A 21,052-nucleotide genomic window follows, 5' to 3' on the forward strand; every position below is an offset into this window, starting at 1 on the left:
GGAGCTGGTCGGACAGATCACAGGAAGCCGCCGGACTGCCGCGACCACAACGCGGCATACAGCCCGCCGAGCGCCAGCAGCGATTCGTGCGTGCCCTGTTCGGCGATTCGTCCCTCGTCGAGCACCACGATCCGGTCCATGCGCGCGATCGTGGAGAGCCGGTGCGCGATCGCGATCACCGTCCGGCCCTCCATCACCTCCTCCAGCGTCTCCTGGATGGCGGCCTCGACCTCGGAGTCGAGCGCTGAGGTGGCCTCGTCCAGGATCAGGATCGGCGCGTCGCGGTGCAGCGCCCGGGCCAGGGCGATGCGCTGGCGCTGCCCGCCGGAGAGCCGGATGCCGCGTTCGCCGACAAGCGCGTCATAGCCCTGACGCCCTTGCGCGTCGCGCAGCGCGGCGATGAATCCGTCGGCGGCGGCGCGGCGGGCGGACGCGCGGACCGCTTCGTCGTCGGTGGCGATGCCGCCGGCGATGTTGTCGCGGACGGAGCGGTGCAGCAGCGTCGCCTCCTGCGCCACCACCGCGACCTGCCGCCGCAGGCTGTCCTGGGTGACGTCGGCGACGCGGTGGTCATCGATCGAGATCGTGCCGGACTCGGCCTCGTAGAAGCGCAGCAGCAGGCTGACCACCGTCGACTTGCCCGCGCCGGAACGGCCGACCAAGCCGACGCGCTCGCCGGCTGCGACGTCGAGGCTGAGCCGGTCCAGGCCGCCCGCGCCGCGTCCGTAATGGTGGCTGACACCTTCGAAGCGGATCCGACCCTTGGCCGGCGGGAGGATGACAGCCTTCGGCGAATCCTCGACGGCCAGCGGCTGCGCGACGGTGCGCAACGAGCGGTCCAGCTGGCCGAGCGCGCCGAACATGTCCGAGAGTGCGTCGAGCAGCCACTCCCCCATCGACGTGATACGGAAGCTGAGCGCCGAGGCCGCCGCCACCAGGCCGATCGGCGCCGCGCCGGCGCGCCAGAGCACGATGCCGTAACCGATCAGGCCGACGAGCAGCGCGCCGCCCAGCGTCGTCATGCTCGCGTTGATCGTCACCTCGACGCGCTGCACGCTCAGATACGCGCGCCGGGCGGCGGCGAACACCCGCCGGTCGTCGGCCTCGCGGTCCGGGAACAGCGCGAGGGTGTCGGCGTTGGCATAGGTGTCGACGAGCAGACCGGTGAGCTCGGATTCGGTCTCCTGCATGTGTTCGTGGGCCGCGCGGTAGCGCGGGACGAGCCACACCAGCAGCGCCGAGTACAGCACGATCCACGCCGCGAGCGGCAGCACCAGCCGCGGGTCGATCGAGGCGATGAGCCACACCGACCCGGCGATGTAGACCGCCACCGAGACGAGCGTGTGGATGACCGCGTAGGAGGCGGTGGCCGCGGCCGTACCGCCGTCGCGGACCCAGGTGGCGACGCGGCCGGCGAGGTCGTCGCGGAACCAGCCCACCGACTGGCGCGAGACGTACCGGTGCAGCCGCCAGCGGGCCAGCGTCTGGGCGTTGACCCGGAAGGCGATGTCGTCCAGGCCTTCGCTGAAGACGTGGATCAGCGGCCTGACAAGCAGGGTCAGGACCGCCGCGACGACGAGCCCGCGGCCGTGCTCGGCCCAGAACCGCTCGCGGCTGGTCGCGGCGAGCATGTCGACCAGGCGGCCGGCGTACCCGATCAGCCAGACCTCGATCGCGGCGCCGGCGACCGTGGTGGCCAGCGCCAGGACGACGATCAGCCGCAGCGGCCGGAACTCGCCGGTCAGGAACCGGCGGGCCGTCGCCGGCGGGGTGCCCCGGCCGTGGGGGCGGAAGGGGTCAGCAGAATTCTCCAACAGACGGAACAACAAGGGATGCCCTCCGGGCGGAGACGACGAACAGGGGTCCGGGGTATCCCGTCGCGGCCATGGTCGTCTCCGTTCGGCGGTGCTGGTCGTTCCGACGCGGGCAGGCTATCGCCGCGTGCCGCGGAGGGCACGCGAATAACAGCGGCGATCAGCGGTAATCAGCGGCGATTGACGGCCGGCGCGCGCCTCAGCGCTTGACCGCGACCCCCGCGTACATCGCGATGTCCTGGTCCCGGATCGGCGCGACGCCGGGGTCCGGCCGCCAGTGGTGCACCAGCGACACGCCCGGGTCGAGCAGTTCGAAGCCCTCGAAGAACGCCTCGGTCTCGCTCTTGTCGCGCACCTGCAGCGGGATGCCGCGCGCGTTGTACTCGCGGCTGACGCCGCCCACGCCGACCGGGTCGGTGTCGCCGGTGAAGACCGTCAGCGCCAGGAAGCTGCCCGGGACCAGCGCGTCCATGAAGCGGCGCACGATGCCCTGCGGGTCGTCGGAGTCCAGGATGAAGTGCACGATCGCGATCAGCGACAGCGCGACCGGCTGGGACAGGTCGAGCACGGCGCGCAGGCGCGGGTTGGCGATGATCGATTCCGGATCGCGGAAGTCGGCGTCGACGTAGCAGGTCCGGCCCTGGTCGGTGCTGGACATCAGGGCTCTGGCATGGGTGAGCACGATCGGGTCGTTGTCGACGTAGGCGACGCGGCTTTCCGGTGCTATGGCCTGGGCGATCTCGTGCACGTTCGGCGAGGCGGGGATGCCGGTGCCGATGTCCAGGAACTGCCGGACCCCGTAGCCCTCGGCGAGATGGCGCACGGCGCGCTGCATGAAGTCCCGGGTGGTGCGCATCGAGATCGGGAGCGCGGGCCAGGCTTCCACCGAGGCGTTCGCGGCGATCCGGTCGGGCTCGAAGTTGGTCTTGCCGCCGATCAGGTAGTCGTAGACGCGCGCCGAGTGCGGCACGTCCATCCGCAGGTCCACCGCGGGGTAGTCGTCGCTCGGCGCCTGCCCGGACCGGACCTCGTTCGTCATCGCCCACCCTTTCTCGTCCCCGCGCGCACAGGGGCGCGCCGACCGCAGTGATCGTATCAGGGCCCTGTAAACGAGGAGTTCTCGGCGTCCGCGGCGCCCGCTGCCTACGGACGGTATTCCCGACAGACACACATGGTTCATCTGAGGACTCTGTCTTCCTCCTGACATCGCGGCTAACCTGCACCGCGGAACGAGCGAAACCCCCGCTCCCGGACCGCCACCAGGAGGACCCCACCCATGAGCGCACCCTGGCTCCGCCGGCTCACGGCCGGCGCCGCGACCCTCGGCGCCGCCGTGCTCGCGCTGGCCGCGACCATCGCGCCGGCCGCGGCCGACACGAGCTCCGCCCCGCTGTCCCACAGCAGCGTGGTCGGCCTGCACAACACCTACGACGACGGCTCCCAGTTCCCGCACCTGGCCAACGCGCTGGACACCGGGACGTCGATGATCGAGCTCGACACCTGGACCGACGTCTTCACCACCGAGTGGAAGGTCAGCCACAGCAACCCGCTGGGCAACAGCAACAACTGCGTCAACGCCTCCAAGCCCGCCGACATCTACACCGGGTCGGCGAACAAGGACCTCAGGTCCTGCCTGGACGACGTCAAGTACTGGCTGGCCTCGCACAGCACCACCGGCCCGCTGTACATCAAGCTGGAGCTCAAGCAGGGCTTCGAGGCCAACAGCGGCCTCGGCCCGGCGCAGCTGGACGCGCTGATCAACGCCCACCTCGGCAGCCTGGTGTACCGGCCCTCCGACCTGCTGAACGGGACCTACCCGACCCTGGACGCGGCGGCGAAGGCCGACGCCTGGCCCGCGCGCTCGGCGCTGGCCGGAAAGGTCATCCTCTACGTGATCCCCGGCACGGTGGAACTTGGCAACCCCTTCGACACCCTGCACACGGACGTCGAGTACGCCACGTACCTGAAGAACCTCGCGGCGGCCGGCAAGGCGTCGCAGGCTGCTGTCTTCCCCTCGGTCCTCGGAGCCCAGACGGGCGACCCCCGCTCCCAGTACTCCGACACCTCCATCCGGCCGTGGTTCGTGGTCTTCGACGGTGACGCCAACACCTACGTCACCAGCGTGGACACCTCCTGGTACGACACCAACCACTACCTGCTGACGATGACCGACGCGCAGAACGTCGCCCCGGCGCTGAGCGACACCGCGCCGAGCCAGTCCGACGCTCAGGCGCGGGTGGCGTTGCTGGCGAGCAAGCACGCGACTGTCGTCTCGACGGACTGGACCGGGCTGCCGCCGGTCTTGTCCGAGGTGCTGCCGCGCGGCTGAGCCGCCTGTCCGCACTGCTGCTCCACATGCTGCACGTCTGAACACCGCACACTGCCCGGCCGTGGTCTCACGGCCGGGCAGTGTGCTTGTCGGCGCCACGACCATTGACAGGAAACCAAATGGTTTCCTATTGTGGAGCCATGGACCCCGTGTTCAAAGCCCTCGCCGATCCGACGCGCCGGGCGTTGCTGGACGAGCTGTTCGCCCGCGACGGCCAGACGCTGGCGGCCCTGACGGCGCAGCACGACATGACGAGGATCGCGGTGGCGAAACACCTGAAGATCCTGGAGGAGGCGGGGCTGGTGGTGGCGCGCCGGCGCGGCCGGGAGAAGCTGCACTTCCTCAACGCGGTCCCGATCCGCCTGGTCCACGACCGGTGGGTCGGCAAGTACACCGAGCAGTGGGCTGCCGGATTGGTGGGCCTGAAGCGCGAGTTGGAGGAAGAGATGGAACGCGTCTTCGAGATCTACATCCGGACCACGCCCGAGCGGCTGTGGGAGGCGATCACCGATCCCGAGATCCGGACGAAGTACCACTTCGGGCTGGCGGTGGAGTCCGACTGGAGCCCGGGCTCGGACTACCGGCAGAGCCACCCCGACGGCGGCAGGCCGATCATCGAGGGCGTGAACCTGGTGGTCGAGCCGCCGCACCGGCTGGTGCAGAGCATGCGGGCGCTGTGGGGACCGGACGCCGAGGCGGCCGGGACGACCCGGGTGACCTGGGAGATCGAGCCGGTCGGGGACTCCTGCCGGCTGACGGTCGTGCACGACCAGCTGCCGGCGGACGTGCCGCCGGAGATCTACGGCGGGTGGCCGATGGTGTTGTCCGGGCTGAAGACGTGGCTGGAGACGGGGGAACCGCTCACCACGCCCGGATCGCTGATGTACACGCCGACGAACGACGACGCGTAGCGCGAGTCAGATATTCAGAGAGGGACAGGAGATCATCATGGCGCAGAACACTGAAACACCGCCGGCCGCAGTTCAGACCACGATCACCGACATCACCGCGGTGGGCATCCCGGTCACCGACCAGGACAAGGCGCTGGAGTTCTTCACCGGCACGCTCGGCTTCGACAAGCGCCTGGACCTGCGCCGCGGCGAGGACTTCCGCTGGGTCACGGTCGGCGCGCCGGGCGCCGCGGTGTCCGTCGCGCTGGTCGCCGACGGCACGGTCGGGATCGACACCGGCATCCGCTTCATGGTCCCGGACGCCGAGACCGAGTACGTCTCCATGCGGGAGCGCGGCATCAAGGTCGGGGAGCTGCTCCGGTGGCCGGGGGTGCCGCCGATGTACGAGTTCCGGGACCCGGACGGCAACCGGTACGAGGTCGTCGAAGTTGTCGAGGTCGTCGAGTTCGTCGACGCAGCGGACGTAGCGGAAGCAGCGGAGGGCGGCGCCTGATCGGACTGCGATCAGACACCGCCCCGCTCAGCCGGCGCCGGTCCCTACGCGTCGACGGGCTCCACCTTCACGCCGCGCCAGAACGCCACATGGTCGCGGACGTGCTCGGCCTCGGCCTTGGGCTGCGGGTAGTACCACGCGGCGTCGGAGTTGGCCTCGCCGTCGACCGTGACGGTGTAGTAGCTGGCCAGCCCCTTCCACGGACAGACGGAGTGGGTCTCGCTGGCGGAGAAGAACTCGCCGTTCAGCGACTCCGCCGGGAAGTAGTGGTTGCCCTCGACGACCACGGTGTCGTCGCTCTCGGCCAGGACCTGGCCGTTCCATACGGCTCGCATCGCCATGTGTGTCCTCCTCGATCGGTTCTCTCAACGTAACCCGGCGTGGGCCCGCATGCTTCCCGGCGGCGGCAGCGGGGTCCGGCCGCCCGCCTCGCGAACAGGACCATCCCCTATTGTTTGGCGGGCATCGCAGGGCAATGCTGTTCCTGCCCTCACCCACGGACCGATCCTCAGAAGGTGATGATGGCCGCCGCTCCCATATTGAACGCCCCGACCTCGAACGCCCCCATATCGAACGCCGCGCTCGCGCGCGCCGCGCAGCTGCTCGGCTTCTCCGTCGTCGCCGTGGCGCTGGCCGTCGTCTCCTGGCGCACCGTGAGCCTGAACCTGCCGGACGTCGGGCAGTTCGCCGGCGTCGTCGGCTCGGGATTCCTGGGCGGGATCATCAACCCGCTGATGAAGGTGCTGAACGTCTCCGGCGGCACCGTGGCGCTCGGCGACGCCTCGCAGGTGACCAAGAAGGTCGAGGTGCTCCAGGACGACGACGCCGCGGCGCTGCGGGTGAAGCGGGACCCGATGTGGGACATCGCGGTCGTGGTCGGCGCCGGGGCGATCATCGCCTCGGCCCTGGCACTGGCGATCAACAGCCAGCATCACATGAACGCCGCCGCGGCGCTGACGGCGCTGGCGACGGCGTTCGGGGCGCTGTTCCTCGACACGTCGAAGATCACGCATACGCCGGTCGCGGGTTAACCCGCTGGGACCACCGCCGGGCGTCAGGACGCCGGCGCGTAGGCCACGACCTCCAGGTCGATGTAGACGCCGTCGGAGGCGTTCTGGTCCTCGGCGGTGACCTTGGCCGAGGCGGTGCGTCCGTTCAGAGCGGCGACGCACAGTTTGTCGCCGGCCTTGACCGTGGCCTGATACACCGCGTGTGCCTGAAGCAGGGCACTGCATTTCGCCGCGGTGGGACTGGCGTCGTCGGTCCAGGCGACGAGGTTGCCGGGTCCGACGAGAACCCCCTGGCCGCCGACGGCGAGACCGAAGACGAGACCGGCGCCGGGCGGCGGTCCGGAGGTGACCCTCTCGCCGTTCATCGCGACGCGGATGGTGCCCGCCCACGGTCCGGGCTTGGTCGGGCTGGTCGTCGGCGTCGACGGGCCGGAGGAGGAGGTGGTCGGGCTCGTGGGGTGGCTCGAGGAGGCGCCGTGGTCCGAGCCGGTGCCCGTGGTGTCGTTGCCGGGCGATCCGCCGCCGAACTGCGTCACGGACACGGCGACCACCGCGAGCACCGCCGCGCCTGCCAAGACCATCGACTGGTAGCGCAGGCGCGGGGTGCGAGCGCCCTCCGAGATGGAGGCGCCGTCGGCGTCCAGCTCTTCCGGCGGCTGGGGCAGGACGAAGAAGGAGGCGAGGTAGCGCCGCCAGAAGGGCTTCCCGCGCCAGTTCCGCTCCGGAGCCGGGCCGCGCCCGAGGCCGGTGAGCGAGGACCAGTAGCGGCGCAGGTTCGGTCCGCGGTTCACCCGTGCTCCTCGGCGGTCGTCGGCTCGGGCGCGATCTCGACCAGTGGTTGGGGGGTTGGTTGGGGGGTGGGTTCAGGGGATGGTTCGGCAGTGGTTCCTATCGTGGGCTCAATCGCTGGCTCGGTCGCTGGCTCGGTCGCCGGCTCAAGCGCCGATCCCGGACGCATCGATCCCAGCTGGCGCAGCACGGCCGGCGCCGCGCACCCCACCGCGATCGCCGCGTAGGCGCCGGTCACCTGCGAGTGGAGGACCAAACCGGCGACCGCGCCGAGCAGGATGCGGGTCAGCCCCGCCGCGACGTCCGACCGCGGATCAACGTACGCCGACAGCCCCGGACCCGGCGTGGCCGGCTTGCGCGCGAGCGCCTGATGCCGGGCGGCGTTCCATGCCAGGACCCGATCGGAACTCACCACCGCTTCGACGACCGCGCCGCCGATCGCGCCGTAGCCCATGGCCAGCAGCCAATCCACCCGTCACTCCCCCAAATCCGATGGCAGCATGCCGCGCCGTGGTCGGTCGGGCAGACAGCATTACAGACCGTTGTGTCGCTGGGGAAGTCGGGGGGCGGTCCGCCGGCGGCGGATTCAGGAGGGCGGCGGGACGGTGATCGCGTCGAGTGCGGCGCGTGTCCCGGAATCGAGGCGTACGTCCCCTGCGGCGATGTTCTCGGCGAGATGCGCGGGATCGGCCGTGCCGGCGATCAGCAGGGTGTGCGCGTAGTGCGCCAGATGCCAAGCCAGTCCGACCTGGATCGATGTGACGCCCAGCGCCTCGGCCGCATCGCGAACCGCCGGCTGATCGGCGACCTTGGGCCACTGCGGGAACGCCGACCCGAGCGGGCAGAACGGGACCCAGGCGATGTCGTGTTTCCGGCACAGATCGAGCACCGGCTCGGCGGCGCGGTCGACCGGACTGTGGGAGTTCTGCACGCACGCGATCCCTGCGGGCAGCGCCTGGCGGAGCTGGTCGACGCTGACGTTACTCAGGCCGATGCCGTCGACTTTGCCGGCGTCGCGCAACGCCACGAGCTCGGCGAGCTGGCTGTCGAGATCGACGATCTGGTCGCCCTCGGCGATGATGCCGGGCGCGGCGTCCACGCGGCGGAGGTTGACCACCGCTAGCCGCTCGGCGCCGAGGCGCGCGAGGTTCGCCTCGACGCCGGCGCGCAGTTGCTCGGGACGCTGCGCCGGCACCAGGGCTCCGGCGGCGTCGCGCTCCGCGCCGACTTTGGTCGCGAGCACGAGGCTCTCGGGATAGGGGTGCAGGGCGGCGCGGATCAGGTCGTTGGCGTTGGCGGCGTTGGTGCCGTAGAAGTCGGCGGTGTCGAGGTGGTTGATGCCGCTGGCGACGGCCGTGCGCAGGATCGCTATGGCGGCGTCGCGGTCGATCGGCTGGCGTCCCGGGCGGTGCTCGGCGAGCTGCATGACGCCGAATCCGATGCGGGCGACCTGGTGTCCGGCGAGCGTGGCGGTCCCGCCGGGTGCTGGGGCGGTGGCGGTGTCGGAACTGTTCATGTCCCACTCCCCTCTATGAGGTGAGATAGTGGAGGAGGAACCGGAGGAACCTCCGTTTCACTCCACGTTAGCAGAAACGGAGGAGCCTCCGCTTTATGCCCACCCCACCCCCCACCCCGGCTCGCGCGGACGCCCAACGCAACCGCCAACGCCTCATCGAGGTGGCCCAACGCGCCTTCACCACCGGCGACACCAAGGTCCCCCTCGAGGCGGTGGCGAAGGAAGCAGGCGTCGGCATCGGCACCCTCTACCGCCACTTCCCCACCCGCGAATCCCTGGTAGAAGCCGTCTACCTGGCCGAACGCAACCGCCTCTGCGCCGCCGCCGAAGAACTCCTCGCCAACCACCCACCCCAAGCCGCACTCCGCATCTGGATGAACCACTTCGCCGACTACATCGCCACCAAGCGCGAAATGGCCGACGCCCTCCGCGCCCTCATCGCCGACGGCACCGTCACCCGCTCCCAAGCCCGCGAACAGCTGGGCACAGCAGTCCGCCGCATCCTCGACGCCGGCGCAGCAGACGGCACCCTCCGCCCCGACGTGGACGCCGAGGACGTGGTGGTGGCCCTAGTGGGAGTGTTCTCGGTCTGCACACTGCCCGACCAGCGAGATCAGGCAGGACGACTGCTCGATCTGCTGATGGACGGCCTGCGCCAGACATAGCTCACCGCTCATCGCCCGGCCAGCGCCCGCCGACCTACCAGCACGCGCCGCACTAGCCTCGCCGCCGCTGCCGCCACGCGCAGCCATGTGTCCCCGCTACCTGCCTGGCCGCCCGAACATCGGTAGCCATACGCCGCCGCACTAGCCTCGCCGCCGCCGCCGCGAGCACTCGCATCGATGTGCCCCGGTACCCGCCTGGCTGCCCGACGACCGGTAGCCATGCGCCGCCGCCGCGAGCACTCGCATTCATGCGCCCCGCTGCGCTGCCTCGCCGCCCGACCATCGAAGCCATGCGCCGCCGCGCTAGCCTCGCCGCCGCAGCCAGCACTCGCAGCCGCGTGTCCCACTGCCTGCGTCGCCGCCCGACCACCGGTAGCCATGCGCCGCCGCGCTAGCCTCGCCGCCGCTGCCAGCACGCCCAGCCATGCGCCTCGCTACCTGCCTGGCTGCCCGACCATCGGTAGCCATGCGCCGCCGCGCTAGCCCCGCCGCCGGTGCCAGCACTCACAACCATGCGCCTCGCTACCTGCCTGGCTGCCCGACCATCGGTAGCCATTCGCCGCCGCGCTGCCGCCCCCGCCGCGAGCACTCGCATTCAGGCGCCCCGCTGTGCTGCCTCGCCGCCCGACCACCGGTAGCCATTCGCCGCCGCGCTAGCCCAGCCGCCGGTGCCAGCGCTCGCAGCCCTTCGGCTCCGCGCCGACCGCCCCTCGCCACCTCAACCGCGCCAGCTGTCCTCACGGCAGGTCGGCCGCCGCATCGTGCGCCGCTTGCGTCGCGTTGTCCGTCTCCCCCGAGTCGGCTTCATCCTCCGCGTCGGCTTCGTCCCCTGCCGCCGCAGCCTGTGCCGCCATGACCTTCGTTCGGCGGCGGAGGACCTCCGTCGCGGCCAGTGCGCTGGCGGCGAAGGCGCTGAGGAGCACTGGTGGGGTGTTCAGGCGGTTGTCGGTGGCGTGGTCGACTGAGAATCGGCCTGGGCCGGCGACTGCCAGGCCTGTTGCGGTGAGGGCTAGGAAGGCCGGGTATTCGTAGCCGCCGGTGCTGTTGAAGAAGCCGGATGGGTGATGGACCGCTGCTGCTGCTGACATTGCGCCGAGGGCTGCGGCGCCGCCGGCTGGGGTTGCGGCGCCGAGGGCTAGGAGGGTGCCGCCGGCTGTTTCGCTGAGGCCGGCCGTCAGGGCGTTGGGGAGGCCGGGGCGGAAGCCCATCGCGTGCATTGTCGCGGCGGTGCCTTTGGGGCCGCGGCCGCCGAACCAGCCGAAGAGTTTTTGGGTGCCGTGGGCGATCAGGATGCCGCCGGTGCCCAGGCGTAGTGCCAACAGGCCCAGGTCGGTGCGTAGTCCTCGGCTGGCCATGGGGGCTCCTTCCAGCGGCTGGTCGCATGCCCTGTCGCATGCCCCACTATCCGCCGGACCTTCGGCGCGCGCTTCTTGGGGCGGGCCAGTCGGGCCGGGTACGGGCCGTCGCCGACGGTGATCGCGATGTTATTCTCGACGGCATCGCAGTCCATCGGGAGGCACACGGGGTGAACGACGAGGAATACCGCGTCGACGACCTCGCGCGCTTGTCCGGGATGACGGTCCGCAACATCCGCGAGCACCAGTCCCGCGGCCTGCTCCCCGCCCCGACCGTCCGCGGCCGCGTGGGCTACTACGGTCCCGAACACCTGGCGCGCCTGGAGCAGATCAAGCGTCTGCAGGCCGAGGGCTTCACCCTGGACTCGATCCGGCGCATGCTCGGCGGCGGCGCGGAGTTCGCCTCCTTCGCCTCCGCCGTCCACCAGGCCTTCGACGACGGCGACAAGCGCGTCGTCCGCCTCGGCGACATCCACACCCTGTTCCCCGGCCTGGACGAAGGCGACGCCGAGGGCAGCACCGCCCTCCTGGACCAGGCCGTCGACCTCGGCCTGCTGCGCCCGCTCGGCAACGGACGCTTCGAGGAGCGCTCCCCGCAGCTGACCCGCATCGGCGCCGAGCTGATGGCCCTGGGCATCCCCCCGGACAGCGCCCTGAAGGCGGCAGCCGAGGCACGCACGCACGTGCAAGCCGTCGCGAAGTGCTTCGTGCAGCTGTACATGGACCAGATCTGGGCACCCTTCGCAGCCGCCGGCCACCCCGCCGATCAGTGGCCTGACATCCTCAGCGGCCTGGACCGCTTGCGCCCGCTCGCGCTGGACTCGATGCTGGCGCTGATGCGGATGGCACTGGACGAAGCCGCGACGCAGCTGATCGAGGAGCGCGCCGGGCTGCGGTAGGACGGCAAGTAGGACAGTAAGTCAGTAAGCGGGGGGACGGATTCCATGGGGCTGGACGCCTTCTTCGACGGCCTCGAAAAGCTCGTCGACAGACTCCGCGAGCGCTGGCCGCGTGCCATGTTCTGGACGGTCGTCGCCCTCTGGTCGGTGGCCGCCGCGATCCCGACCGCCGGCGCCGCGCTGACCGGTGCGGGGTGGTTCAGTGCCCTGATTCCGCTGGCGCCGCTGGTCGTCATCGGCCTGACGTACTGGGGCGGCGTGGAGTGGATCCCGACCTCGGTGTGGGTCGCCGCGCTCGCCGTGTGGGCGCTGCTGCCCGGCGCGCTGGCGTCGGCGGGACCGAGGAGCGGGGCGGCCAAGGACGGCACGGCGGCGTTTCTGTTCTGCTACGGCCAGCTGCTGGTCGCCCTGCTGACCGCGATCTGCGTCCGGCGCGGCTTCTCGCTGCGGACACCGTTCGCACAGCTGCGGCTGATGCGGCTGCGCCTGGTCGCGGCGGCATTCCCGCTGGCCGTCTCGTTCCGACTCGGGACGAGCGGCCCGAGCAGGGGACGCGGCTGGGACGTGCTGGCCTGGCTGCTCGTCTTCACGACGGTCATGGCCGCCTGCGCCTTCCCCAGCAGCCGCACGGCGCTGATCGCCGCCCTCGCCATCGCCGCCGGAGCCTGGGCGATCCTGGCCCACGCCGACCCGCACGACCGCTGGGCCCAGGTCGGCGAGAACGGCTGGATCTGGGCGGCCGGCTGCTACCAGTGGCTCCGCGCCTCGCGCCAGGACTTCTGGCACGGCGGCCACGAGCGCGTGAACTGGCAGCGCGCCACCTCGCGAATCTGAGAGCTGATATATCCCGCCACCCCATCACCTCAGCGGATTGGATCGGATCGCAGCTGGAGAGCCGGCACGCACGGTGCCAACCCTCCAGCGCACAAGCCCAAGCCCAATCAGAGGTCAGAGGCCAGAGATCTCGCAACCAACCCCCTCAGCGCTGCTTCTCCGAAGCCGCCGCCCCGCAACTCGCCGCATCAACCTCCCGCGCGTCAGCAGCACCAGCAGCGCCAGCGCCACCACCACCCCGCGCCCCATCGTCCAAATCCGGCGCAGCCCGCCGCACCGCATCAGCCTCCGCGTCGTCCTCCCGAGCCTGCGAAGCCCGCTCGGCCTCGACGCGGCCGCGGTAGCGCTCCACCTCCTCGCGCACCGTCGCCTCGCTCCAGCCCAGCACCGGTGCCATCAGCGCCGCGACCTCCGGCGCCGCCGCCACACCGCGGTCGAAGGCCTCGATCGAGATCCGCGTGCGGCGCGTCAGCACGTCCTCCAGGTGCAGGGCGCCCTCGTGCGATGCCGCGTAGACCGCCTCGACGCGCAGGTAGTCGTCGGCGCCGGCGATCGGGTCGCCGAGGGATTTGTCGGCGGCGATGAGTTCGAGCAGTTCCTCGACGCAGGTGCCGTAGCGGCGGAGCAGGTGCTCGACGCGGACCTGGTGCAGGCCGGTGCGGCGGGCGATGCGGGCTCGTTCGTTCCAGCGTGCGGCGAAGCCCTCGGCGCCGAGGACCGGGACCTTGTCGGTGACCGAGTCGGGGATCTTCGCCTCGTCGGCGGTGCCCAGGTCCTCGACGGCGGCGTCGATGGCGTCCTTGGCCATCACGCGGTAGGTCGTGTATTTGCCGCCGGCGACGACCACCAGGCCGGGTGCCGGGGAGGCGACGACGTGCTCGCGGGAGAGCTTCGTGGTCTGGTCCGCGGTGCCGGAGAGCAGGGGTCGCAGGCCGACGTACACGCCCTCGATGTCCTCCTCCGTCAGCGGCTTGGCGAGGACCGCGTTGGCGTGTTCGAGCAAGTACTCGATGTCGGCGCGGCTGGCCGCCGGGTGCTCGCGGTCCAGGTCCCAGTCGGTGTCGGTGGTGCCGACCAGCCAGTGCCGACCCCAGGGGATGATGAACAGCACGCTCTTCTCGGTCCGGGATATCAGCCCGGTGCGCAGGTCGATGCGGTCGCGCGGCACGACCAGGTGGACGCCCTTGGACGCCCGCACCGAGATCGACGCACGCAGCTGCGCCAGCTCGTGGATGTCGTCCGTCCACACCCCGGTCGCCGCCACGACCTGCCGGGCCCGCACCTCGATGCTGCCGCCGCCCTCCAGGTCCCGCACCACCGCGCCGGTGACGCGGCCGCCCTCGCGCAGCAGTCCGGTGACCTTCGTGCGGGTCGCCACGCGCGCCCCGTACTGCGCCGCGGTCCGCGCCAGCGCCATCACGAAGCGCGCGTCGTCGACTTGGGCGTCGTAGTACTGGATCGCGCCGGTCAGCGAGTCCGAGCGCAGGGCCGGCGCGCGCCGCAGCGCCGCGGTCTTGCTCAGGTGGCGGTGGCGAGGCAGGGTCCGCGCGCCGCCCATGGTGTCGTAGAGCAGGACGCCGGCGCCGATGTAAAAGCGCTCCCATACCCGGTGCCGCAGGGGCAGCAGGAAGGGGACCGGCCGGACCAGGTGCGGCGCGATCCGGTTCAGGAGCAGGCTGCGCTCGGTCAGCGCCTCGCGCACCAGGCCGAAGTCGCGCTGCTCCAGGTAGCGCAGGCCGCCGTGGATCAGCTTGCTGGAGCGGCTCGAGGTCCCGGCGGCCCAGTCGCGCGCCTCGACCAGGGCGACGGACAGCCCGCGGGTGGCCGCGTCGAGCGCGGCCCCGGCCCCGACCACGCCGCCGCCGATGACCAGGACGTCGAACTCCTCCTCGGCCATCTGCTGGAGCGCGCCGAGCCGGTATTGGGCGCCCAAGGGTGTGGATTGCACGGTGTTTCCTCCGTTTGTACTGCGGGTGGGACAGGGGCGGGCCCGAAGGCCCGCCGGCGGCGGTGCGTCGGTCAGTCCTCGAACTCGACCCAGTTCAGCGTCCGGTCGACAGCCTTCTTCCAGTTGCGGTAGCCCTTGGCGCGCGCGGCCTCGTCGGCGCGCGGCTCCCAGCGCTTGTCCTCGTTCCAGTTGCTGACCAGTTCCTCGGTCGTGCGCCAGAAGCCGACGGCCAGACCCGCGGCGTAGGCGGCGCCGAGCGCGGTGGTCTCGGCCACGACCGGCTTGGACACCGGCACGCCGAGCACGTCGGCCTGGATCTCCATGGCCAGCTCGTTGGCGGTGACGCCGCCGTCCACGCGCAGCACGTCCAGCCGCACGCCGGAGTCCTGCTCCATCGCCTCCACGACGTCGCGGGTCTGGTAGGCGATCGACTCCAGGGTGGCGCGCGCCAGGTGGGCGTTGGTGTTGTAGCGGGAGAGCCCGACGATGGCGCCGCGGGCGTCCGAGCGCCAGTACGGCGCGAACAGCCCGGAGAACGCCGGCACGAAGTACACCCCGCCGTTGTCCTCGACCTGCCGGGCCAGCGCCTCGCTCTGCGCCGCGCCGGAGATGATGCCGAGCTGGTCGCGCAGCCACTGCACGGCCGAGCCGGTCACCGCGATGGAGCCTTCCAGGGCGTAGACCGCGTCCTCGTCGCCGAACTTGTAGGCGACCGTGGTCAGCAGCCCGTTCTCGGAGCGGACGATCTCCTTGCCGGTGTTCAGCAGCAGGAAGTTGCCGGTCCCGTAGGTGTTCTTCGCCGTGCCCGGGGTGAAGCAGACCTGGCCGACGGTCGCGGCCTGCTGGTCGCCGAGGTCGCCGGTGAGCGGGACCTCGCCGCGCAGCGGGCCGTCGGCGCGGGTCTTGCCGTAGCCCGCCGGGTCCGAGGAGGGCCGGATCGCCGGGAGCATGGCGCGCGGGACGTTGAAGAAGCCCAGGAGCTCCTCGTCCCAGTCCAGCGTCTCCAGGTCCATCAGCATCGTGCGGCTGGCGTTGGTGACGTCGGTGACGTGCACGCCGCCGTCCACGCCGCCGGTGAGGTTCCAGATCAGCCAGCTGTCCATGGTCCCGAAGATCGCGTCCCCGGCCTCGGCGTCGGCCCGCAGCCCCTCGACGTTCTCCAGCAGCCACTGGATCTTGCCGCCGGCGAAGTAGGTCGCCGGCGGGAGCCCGGCCTTGCGGCGGATGACCTGTCCGCGCTCGTCGGCGTCCAGGGCGGCGGCGATGCGGTCGGTGCGGGTGTCCTGCCAGACGATCGCGTTGTAGTACGGGCGGCCGGTGTGGCGGTTCCACACCATGGTGGTCTCGCGCTGGTTGGTGATGCCGAGGGCCGCCAGGTCCGCGGCGTGCAGGTGGGCCTTGTTCATCGCGGTCTCGATGACCGCCCGGGTGCGCTCCCAGATCTCGGTGGGGTTGTGCTCGACCCAGCCGGCCTTGGGCAGGATCTGCTCGTGCTCCAGCTGGTGCCGGGCCACCTCGTTGCCGCCGTGATCGAAGATCATGAAACGGGTGCTGGTGGTGCCCTGGTCGACCGCGCCGACGTAGTCAGCCATGAAGGGGTGCCTCTCTCACGATCCGCAGATAACTGATATGGGTTCCGAAGACGAGTCTGGTCAGGAAGCCGGCTGCTCGGCGGGGACCGCCGGGTCGATCGGCACGGCGGCCGGGTCGTCCGGCTCGGCCTCGTCCGACAGGAAGGTGCCGACCAGGACCTTGTAGAGCCAGGCGCCGAGCAGGCCGCCGATGATCGGGGCGACGATGGGCACCCAGAAGTACAGATCGCCGTACTGGTCCCGGAACGCTGTGTGATAGCCGGTGAAGAACTCGGCGAGCCGCGGACCGAAGTCGCGCGCCGGGTTGATGGCGTAGCCGGCGTCGGTCCCGAAGGCCATGCCGATGGCCACGATGAGCAGGCCGATGACGACCGGCGCCAGGTTGGCTCCCGGCGCGGTGTTGCGCACGTCGGTGATCGCCAGGATGAGGAACAGCAGGATCGCGGTGCCGATGACCTGGTCGCGGAACCCGCCCCACATGTGCACCGGCAGCGTGCCGTTGCCGGGCAGCGTGGAGAAGATGCCCTGGCTCTTCAGGGTGTGGCCCGGGTCGAACTTCGCGATGACCTCGGTGTAGTTCCAGCGCACGACCAGCGCCGCGACGAACGCGCCGGCGACCTGCGCCACGGAGTAGGGCAGCACTTTGCGCCACGAGAAGCCGCCGAAGGCGGCCAGCGCGACGGTGACCGCGGGGTTCAGGTGCGCACCGGTGATCTTGGCCGCCACATAGACGCCGAGCATCACACCGAAACCCCAGGCCCAGGCGATGCTGTCGTGGTTGCCGATCCCTCCGGCGGCCACCTGGGCCACCACGCCGAGACCGAACAACAGAAGGATGAACGTGCCCGCGAACTCCGCGGCCATCTCCCCCACGAGCCCTTTGGCCCGAACGCGCTCCGCCAAGCGATTCGCCATGTGTCCTCCTGAACCGGTGGGACACCCCGGCCGTCCGGGGCGCCTGAAGTCCCTTGGCGGCGTGTCGCGACTCACCACGGGATTCCGCACAGCGTGCGTTCGCCGAAACCTCCCGTCAACGGATGGCGGTCGACATTGTCGAACTCTGGTCAGGATCCCCGACCTGGGGTACCGTCGCGCGACATGGCGGTAATCTTCGCGGACGAGGAGGTTCGGGCCGGTCAGGCCGGCCGGCGCGGCGCGCACGCGCCGCCGGGCCCGTCCGCGCCGGGCCCGCCACCGGGTACGGCGTTCGACGACGTCGGCCATCGCACGAAGGGCTATCATCACCGCCATGCCGGGACCCGTGCAGTCCATCGAACGCGCGGCAGCGATCCTGCGCCTGCTGGCGCGCGGTTCCGGACGGCTCGGGGTCGGCGAGATAGCGGCGTCCCTGGGCCTGGCGAAGGGGACCACGCACGGCATCCTGCGCACGCTGCAGGGCGTGGGCTTCGTCGAGCAGGACAAGTCCAGCGGCAAGTACCAGCTCGGCGCCACCCTGCTGCACCTGGGCACCAGCTACCTGGACGTGAACGAGCTGCGCTCCCGGGCGATCAACTGGGCCGACGCGCTGGCCGCCCGCAGCGGCGAGGCGGTGTGGATCGGGACCCTGCTGGAGGGCAAGGTCTTGATCGTGCACCACGTCTTCCGGCCGGACGACTCCCTGCAGAGCCTGGACGTCGGCGCGCTGCTGCCGCTGCACGCCAGCGCGCTGGGCAAGGTCCTGCTCGCCTACGACACCCAGGCGGCGGCCGAACTGCGCGAGGCCGAACTCGCGCCGCTCACCCGGCGCACCCTGGTCACCCCGGCCGCCCTGCGCCGGGAGCTGACGAAGGTGCGCGACCACGGCTACGCCACCGAGATCGAGGAGTCGACGCTCGGCCAGGCCTCGATCGCCGCGCCGATCCGCGGCTACGGCGGGCTCGTGGTCGGCGCGATCAGCATCACCGGCGCGGTGGACCGGGTGTGTCCCACCACCGGCAAACCCGACCCGACGCTGGCCGACGCCGTGCAGAACGCCGCGCAGATGATCTCGCGGGACCTCGGCGCGGGACGCTGGTAACCGTCGGCGGAGCGGGTCGCCTCGGGCATCGGCCGCACCGCCCGGCTCCGCACCGCCGCCGTGAACACAGTCTCCGTGAACACGGCCTCCCTGAGCACGGTCTCCCCGAGCACCGTCCCCCGCCCTCAGCCTGACTCCCCCTCACCGAAAGGCTGCACCATGGTCGCGCACTTCGTGATGTCGATCGACCAGGGCACGACATCCACGCGCTGCATCCTGTTCGACCGCGGCGGCCGCCTGGTCTCGGTGTCCCAACGCGAGCACAAGCAGTACTTCCCCAAGCCCGGCTGGGTCGAGCACGACGCCGCCGAGATCTGGCGCAACCTGGAACACCTGGCGCCCGAGGCACTGGCCAAGGTCGGGGTGACCACCGGCCAGGTGGCCGCGATCGGCATCGCCAACCAGCGCGAGACCACGGTGCTGTGGGACCGCCGGACCGGCCACCCGCTAGGCCGCGCGATCGTCTGGCAGGACACCCGCACCGACGAGCTGGTCGCCGAATACGCGCGCCGCCCGGACGCCTCGACAGTCCTGGAGCACTCCGGTCTGCCGCTGGCCACGTACTTCTCCGCGCCGCGCATCCGCTGGATGCTGGACCACAACCCGGGCCTGCGCGAGCGCGCCGAACGCGGCGAGGTGCTGTTCGGCACGATGGAGAGCTGGCTGATCTGGAACCTCACCGGGGGGGTGGACGGCGGCGTGCACGTCACCGACGTCACCAACGCCAGCCGCACCCAGCTGATGAATATCAGGACTTTAGAATGGGACCCGGAGCTGCTGGACTTCTTCGGCGTCCCGGCGGCGATGCTGCCGGAGATCCGCTCCTCGGCGGAGGTCTACGGTCAGGCGGCGCGCGCCCTGCCCGGCGTCCGGATCGCCGCCGCGCTCGGGGACCAGCAGGCGGCGCTGTTCGGGCAGACCTGCTTCGCCCGCGGCGAGGCGAAGTGCACGTATGGAACCGGCAGCTTCCTGCTGCTGAACACCGGCGACACCCCGGTGCGCTCCACGCACGGACTGCTCACGACGGTCGGCTACCGCATCGGCACGGAACCGGCGGTCTACGCCCTCGAAGGCTCGATCGCCGTCACCGGCTCGCTGGTCCAGTGGTTCCGCGACAGCCTCGGGCTGATCACCACCGCCCCGGAGATCGAGACGCTGGCGCGCACGGTGGAGGACAACGGCGGCTGCTACATCGTCCCGGCCTTCTCAGGACTGTTCGCTCCGCACTGGCGCAGCGAGGCGCGCGGCGTCATCGTCGGGCTGACCTCCTACATCACCAAGGGACACCTGGCGCGTGCGGTCCTGGAGGCGACCGGCTGGCAGACGCGCGAGGTCGTGGACGCGATGAACGCCGACTCGGGTCTGGCGCTGACCACGCTCAAGGTCGACGGCGGCATGACGGCCGACAACCTGCTGATGCAGTTCGTCGCGGATGTCCTGGACGCCCCGGTGGTCCGCCCGATGGTCGCCGAGACGGTGTCGCTGGGCGCCGCCTACGCCGCCGGCTTGGCTGTCGGCTACTGGCCGGACCTGGAAGGCCTGCGCCGCAACTGGCATCGCGCCGCTTTGTGGAACCCGGCGATGGACGCCGGACGACGGGAGAGCGAGTACGGGAACTGGCGGCGCGCGGTGGAGCGGACCTTCGACTGGATACAGCCCGCGGCGGAGGCTCGGGGCGAGTAGCGGCGGCCGCTCATGACCGAGCCTGATCCTGCGTCCTGGCGCCGAGAATGCGGCAGACCTCGTCGGTGTCGGTGAAGATCGTGTCGCCGGCGAATTCCAACCCGGCGAGGGCGTGCGCGGCGGCGTCCTGGTTCCCGGCGCCGCAGGCATCGCGCACGACGATGGGGATGTAGCCCAGGTCCGCGGAGTGCCGCACCGTCGGCTCGATGCCGACCTCCGTCGCGACACCGACGATGAGGTAGCTGCTCACCCCGCAGTCGCGCAGGATGATGTCCAACGGCGTGCCCTCGAACGCCGACATCGTGATCTTGTCGATGACCGCCTCGTCAGGGCCCGGATCCAAGCCCTCGACCAGCTCGAAGCCGGGCGAGCCGTACGGGATCAGCGGCCGCGTGTCGGCGGCGGCGTCCTTGCGCTGCCAGAGCTTCGCCTGCCGCAACTGGAAGACCCCCGCGAGCGACGCCGGCAGGAAGTAGTGCCGCAGGAAGATCGTCCGCACCCCGCACTGCCGCGCCGCAGCCAGCACCCGCCGCACGTTGCCGAGCACCGCGTCGCCGTCCGCGATCTGCCGCACCACGCCGACCTGCATGTCGTAGACGATCAGCGCCAACCGCGCGGGGTCGAGCGCCTCGGTCAGGGATTCGGGGATTTCCAAGCCGTTGAAACGATCCACGCCTCAAAAGCTACAGGTACGGCTGTGGCCGCTCGGGGAGGGTGCTCACGATGTCAGCGCCGCCAAAGCTCCGCGATCGAGGCCCAGACCGAGGTCAGGCAGCTACCCTGATCACCATGGACGAGAATCGAGCGCGCCGCGTCGTCGACGCCCTCCGCGAACGCGGTGTGGACGCGCACGTCGCCAAGGTCAGCGTCTACCAGTTCGGCATCCGCGTCATGCTCTCCGGCGGACGCCAGGCCGAGTGGGACACCGACGACACGGCGGGCCTGGAAGCGCAGGTCATGAAGGACGGCATGCTGGTCGGCTTCGTCCCGACCATCGAGGGCTCCGAGGACTTCGACGAGCAGCAGACCATCGACGCCCTGCTGCGCACCGACTACGACCAGCCGATCGCGACCCGCCGCGCCGAGCCGCCGCCGCCACAGCCGGCGCTGCCGAGGGAGGGCGGCGTGTTCCGCCGGTTCCTCGACGGGTTCCGCGAGCGCTGAGCCGCCCTGTCGCTGAGTCGCCGGGTCGCCGGG

Annotated in this window: 21 protein-coding genes; 10 read left to right on the forward strand and 11 right to left on the reverse strand. The window is 71.0% G+C overall.

Features of this window, described 5'->3' with window-relative positions; translation table 11 throughout:
• Positions 1 to 17: 17 nt before the first annotated feature.
• Together CACI_RS25260 and CACI_RS25265 are read right to left on the reverse strand one after the other, a co-directional pair.
• Positions 18 to 1,826, reverse strand: coding sequence for an ABC transporter ATP-binding protein (locus CACI_RS25260; RefSeq protein ID WP_041540449.1), 1,809 nt, complete (start codon positions 1,824 to 1,826; stop codon positions 18 to 20).
• 187 nt (positions 1,827 to 2,013) lie between these two features.
• The gene (locus CACI_RS25265; RefSeq protein ID WP_015793698.1) at positions 2,014 to 2,853 is read right to left on the reverse strand and encodes an SAM-dependent methyltransferase; all 840 of its coding nucleotides are present in this window, start codon (positions 2,851 to 2,853) and stop codon (positions 2,014 to 2,016) included.
• A gap of 237 nt (positions 2,854 to 3,090) precedes the next feature.
• Between CACI_RS25265 and CACI_RS25270 the strand changes: the two genes are divergently transcribed.
• From CACI_RS25270 to CACI_RS25280, 3 genes are all read left to right on the forward strand, one after another.
• A complete protein-coding gene (locus CACI_RS25270) occupies positions 3,091 to 4,143 on the forward strand; it encodes a phosphatidylinositol-specific phospholipase C domain-containing protein (RefSeq protein WP_015793699.1) in 1,053 nt (350 codons plus the stop codon).
• A gap of 140 nt (positions 4,144 to 4,283) precedes the next feature.
• Positions 4,284 to 5,054 carry an ArsR/SmtB family transcription factor gene (locus tag CACI_RS25275; RefSeq protein ID WP_041540450.1) on the forward strand — a complete coding sequence of 257 codons (771 nt, stop codon included), beginning with the start codon at positions 4,284 to 4,286 and terminating at the stop codon, positions 5,052 to 5,054.
• Between the two features lie 37 nt (positions 5,055 to 5,091).
• Positions 5,092 to 5,547: a VOC family protein gene (locus CACI_RS25280; protein ID WP_015793701.1), complete on the forward strand. Its 456-nt coding sequence runs from the start codon at positions 5,092 to 5,094 to the stop codon at positions 5,545 to 5,547.
• 44 nt (positions 5,548 to 5,591) lie between these two features.
• Here the strand turns inward: CACI_RS25280 and CACI_RS25285 are convergent, their stop codons facing one another.
• Positions 5,592 to 5,888 (reverse strand): DUF427 domain-containing protein, encoded by a 297-nt coding sequence (locus CACI_RS25285; protein WP_015793702.1) that lies wholly within the window; start codon positions 5,886 to 5,888, stop codon positions 5,592 to 5,594.
• A gap of 174 nt (positions 5,889 to 6,062) precedes the next feature.
• Between CACI_RS25285 and CACI_RS25290 the strand changes: the two genes are divergently transcribed.
• Positions 6,063 to 6,578 carry a hypothetical protein gene (locus tag CACI_RS25290; RefSeq protein WP_143765387.1) on the forward strand — a complete coding sequence of 172 codons (516 nt, stop codon included), beginning with the start codon at positions 6,063 to 6,065 and terminating at the stop codon, positions 6,576 to 6,578.
• Positions 6,579 to 6,601: 23 nt separating this feature from the next.
• On the opposite strand, the gene CACI_RS51445 is transcribed toward CACI_RS25290, so the two are convergent.
• The 3 genes from CACI_RS51445 to CACI_RS25305 all read right to left on the reverse strand — a co-directional run bounded on the left by CACI_RS51445 (position 6,602) and on the right by CACI_RS25305 (position 8,862).
• Positions 6,602 to 7,348 carry a hypothetical protein gene (locus tag CACI_RS51445; protein WP_015793704.1) on the reverse strand — a complete coding sequence of 249 codons (747 nt, stop codon included), beginning with the start codon at positions 7,346 to 7,348 and terminating at the stop codon, positions 6,602 to 6,604.
• On the reverse strand, positions 7,345 to 7,818 hold the full coding sequence (locus tag CACI_RS25300; RefSeq protein ID WP_015793705.1) for a hypothetical protein: 474 nt from the start codon (positions 7,816 to 7,818) through the stop codon (positions 7,345 to 7,347). The genes CACI_RS51445 and CACI_RS25300 overlap by 4 nt, the downstream gene beginning before the upstream one ends.
• Before the next feature lie 114 nt (positions 7,819 to 7,932).
• A complete protein-coding gene (locus tag CACI_RS25305; RefSeq protein ID WP_015793706.1) occupies positions 7,933 to 8,862 on the reverse strand; it encodes an aldo/keto reductase in 930 nt (309 codons plus the stop codon).
• A 95-nt stretch (positions 8,863 to 8,957) separates the two neighbouring features.
• Between CACI_RS25305 and CACI_RS25310 the strand changes: the two genes are divergently transcribed.
• On the forward strand, positions 8,958 to 9,527 hold the full coding sequence (locus CACI_RS25310; RefSeq protein WP_015793707.1) for a TetR/AcrR family transcriptional regulator: 570 nt from the start codon (positions 8,958 to 8,960) through the stop codon (positions 9,525 to 9,527).
• A 737-nt stretch (positions 9,528 to 10,264) separates the two neighbouring features.
• Here the strand turns inward: CACI_RS25310 and CACI_RS25315 are convergent.
• Positions 10,265 to 10,882, reverse strand: a complete 618-nt coding sequence (locus tag CACI_RS25315) for a DoxX family protein (protein ID WP_015793708.1) — start codon at positions 10,880 to 10,882, stop codon at positions 10,265 to 10,267.
• A 170-nt stretch (positions 10,883 to 11,052) separates the two neighbouring features.
• On the opposite strand from CACI_RS25315, the gene CACI_RS25320 reads away from it, so the two are divergent.
• Both CACI_RS25320 and CACI_RS25325 read left to right on the forward strand, forming a co-directional pair.
• Positions 11,053 to 11,781, forward strand: a complete 729-nt coding sequence (locus CACI_RS25320; RefSeq protein ID WP_015793709.1) for a MerR family transcriptional regulator — start codon at positions 11,053 to 11,055, stop codon at positions 11,779 to 11,781.
• A gap of 45 nt (positions 11,782 to 11,826) precedes the next feature.
• A complete protein-coding gene (locus CACI_RS25325) occupies positions 11,827 to 12,615 on the forward strand; it encodes a hypothetical protein (RefSeq protein ID WP_015793710.1) in 789 nt (262 codons plus the stop codon).
• 145 nt (positions 12,616 to 12,760) lie between these two features.
• Here CACI_RS25325 and glpD read toward each other — a convergent pair whose 3' ends face one another.
• From glpD to CACI_RS25340, 3 genes are all read right to left on the reverse strand, one after another.
• The gene (gene glpD, locus CACI_RS25330; protein ID WP_015793711.1) at positions 12,761 to 14,563 is read right to left on the reverse strand and encodes a glycerol-3-phosphate dehydrogenase; all 1,803 of its coding nucleotides are present in this window, start codon (positions 14,561 to 14,563) and stop codon (positions 12,761 to 12,763) included.
• 71 nt (positions 14,564 to 14,634) lie between these two features.
• Entirely contained in the window at positions 14,635 to 16,155 is a 1,521-nt protein-coding gene (glpK, locus tag CACI_RS25335) for a glycerol kinase GlpK (protein WP_015793712.1), read from the reverse strand.
• A 60-nt stretch (positions 16,156 to 16,215) separates the two neighbouring features.
• Positions 16,216 to 17,070, reverse strand: a complete 855-nt coding sequence (locus CACI_RS25340) for an MIP/aquaporin family protein (RefSeq protein WP_015793713.1) — start codon at positions 17,068 to 17,070, stop codon at positions 16,216 to 16,218.
• Between the two features lie 334 nt (positions 17,071 to 17,404).
• Between CACI_RS25340 and CACI_RS25345 the strand changes: the two genes are divergently transcribed.
• A complete protein-coding gene (locus CACI_RS25345) occupies positions 17,405 to 18,172 on the forward strand; it encodes an IclR family transcriptional regulator (protein ID WP_015793714.1) in 768 nt (255 codons plus the stop codon).
• Positions 18,173 to 18,331: 159 nt separating this feature from the next.
• Positions 18,332 to 19,855: a glycerol kinase GlpK gene (glpK, locus tag CACI_RS25350; protein ID WP_015793715.1), complete on the forward strand. Its 1,524-nt coding sequence runs from the start codon at positions 18,332 to 18,334 to the stop codon at positions 19,853 to 19,855.
• Between the two features lie 10 nt (positions 19,856 to 19,865).
• Here the strand turns inward: glpK (CACI_RS25350) and CACI_RS25355 are convergent, their stop codons facing one another.
• Complete coding sequence (locus tag CACI_RS25355; RefSeq protein ID WP_015793716.1) at positions 19,866 to 20,528, reverse strand: cysteine hydrolase family protein; 663 nt, start codon at positions 20,526 to 20,528, stop codon at positions 19,866 to 19,868.
• A 116-nt stretch (positions 20,529 to 20,644) separates the two neighbouring features.
• On the opposite strand from CACI_RS25355, the gene CACI_RS25360 reads away from it, so the two are divergent.
• Positions 20,645 to 21,019, forward strand: coding sequence for a hypothetical protein (locus tag CACI_RS25360; RefSeq protein ID WP_041540452.1), 375 nt, complete (start codon positions 20,645 to 20,647; stop codon positions 21,017 to 21,019).
• The last annotated feature ends 33 nt before the right edge of the window (positions 21,020 to 21,052 follow it).

Source organism: Catenulispora acidiphila DSM 44928 (genome assembly GCF_000024025.1).
GTDB classification, from domain to species: domain Bacteria; phylum Actinomycetota; class Actinomycetes; order Streptomycetales; family Catenulisporaceae; genus Catenulispora; species Catenulispora acidiphila.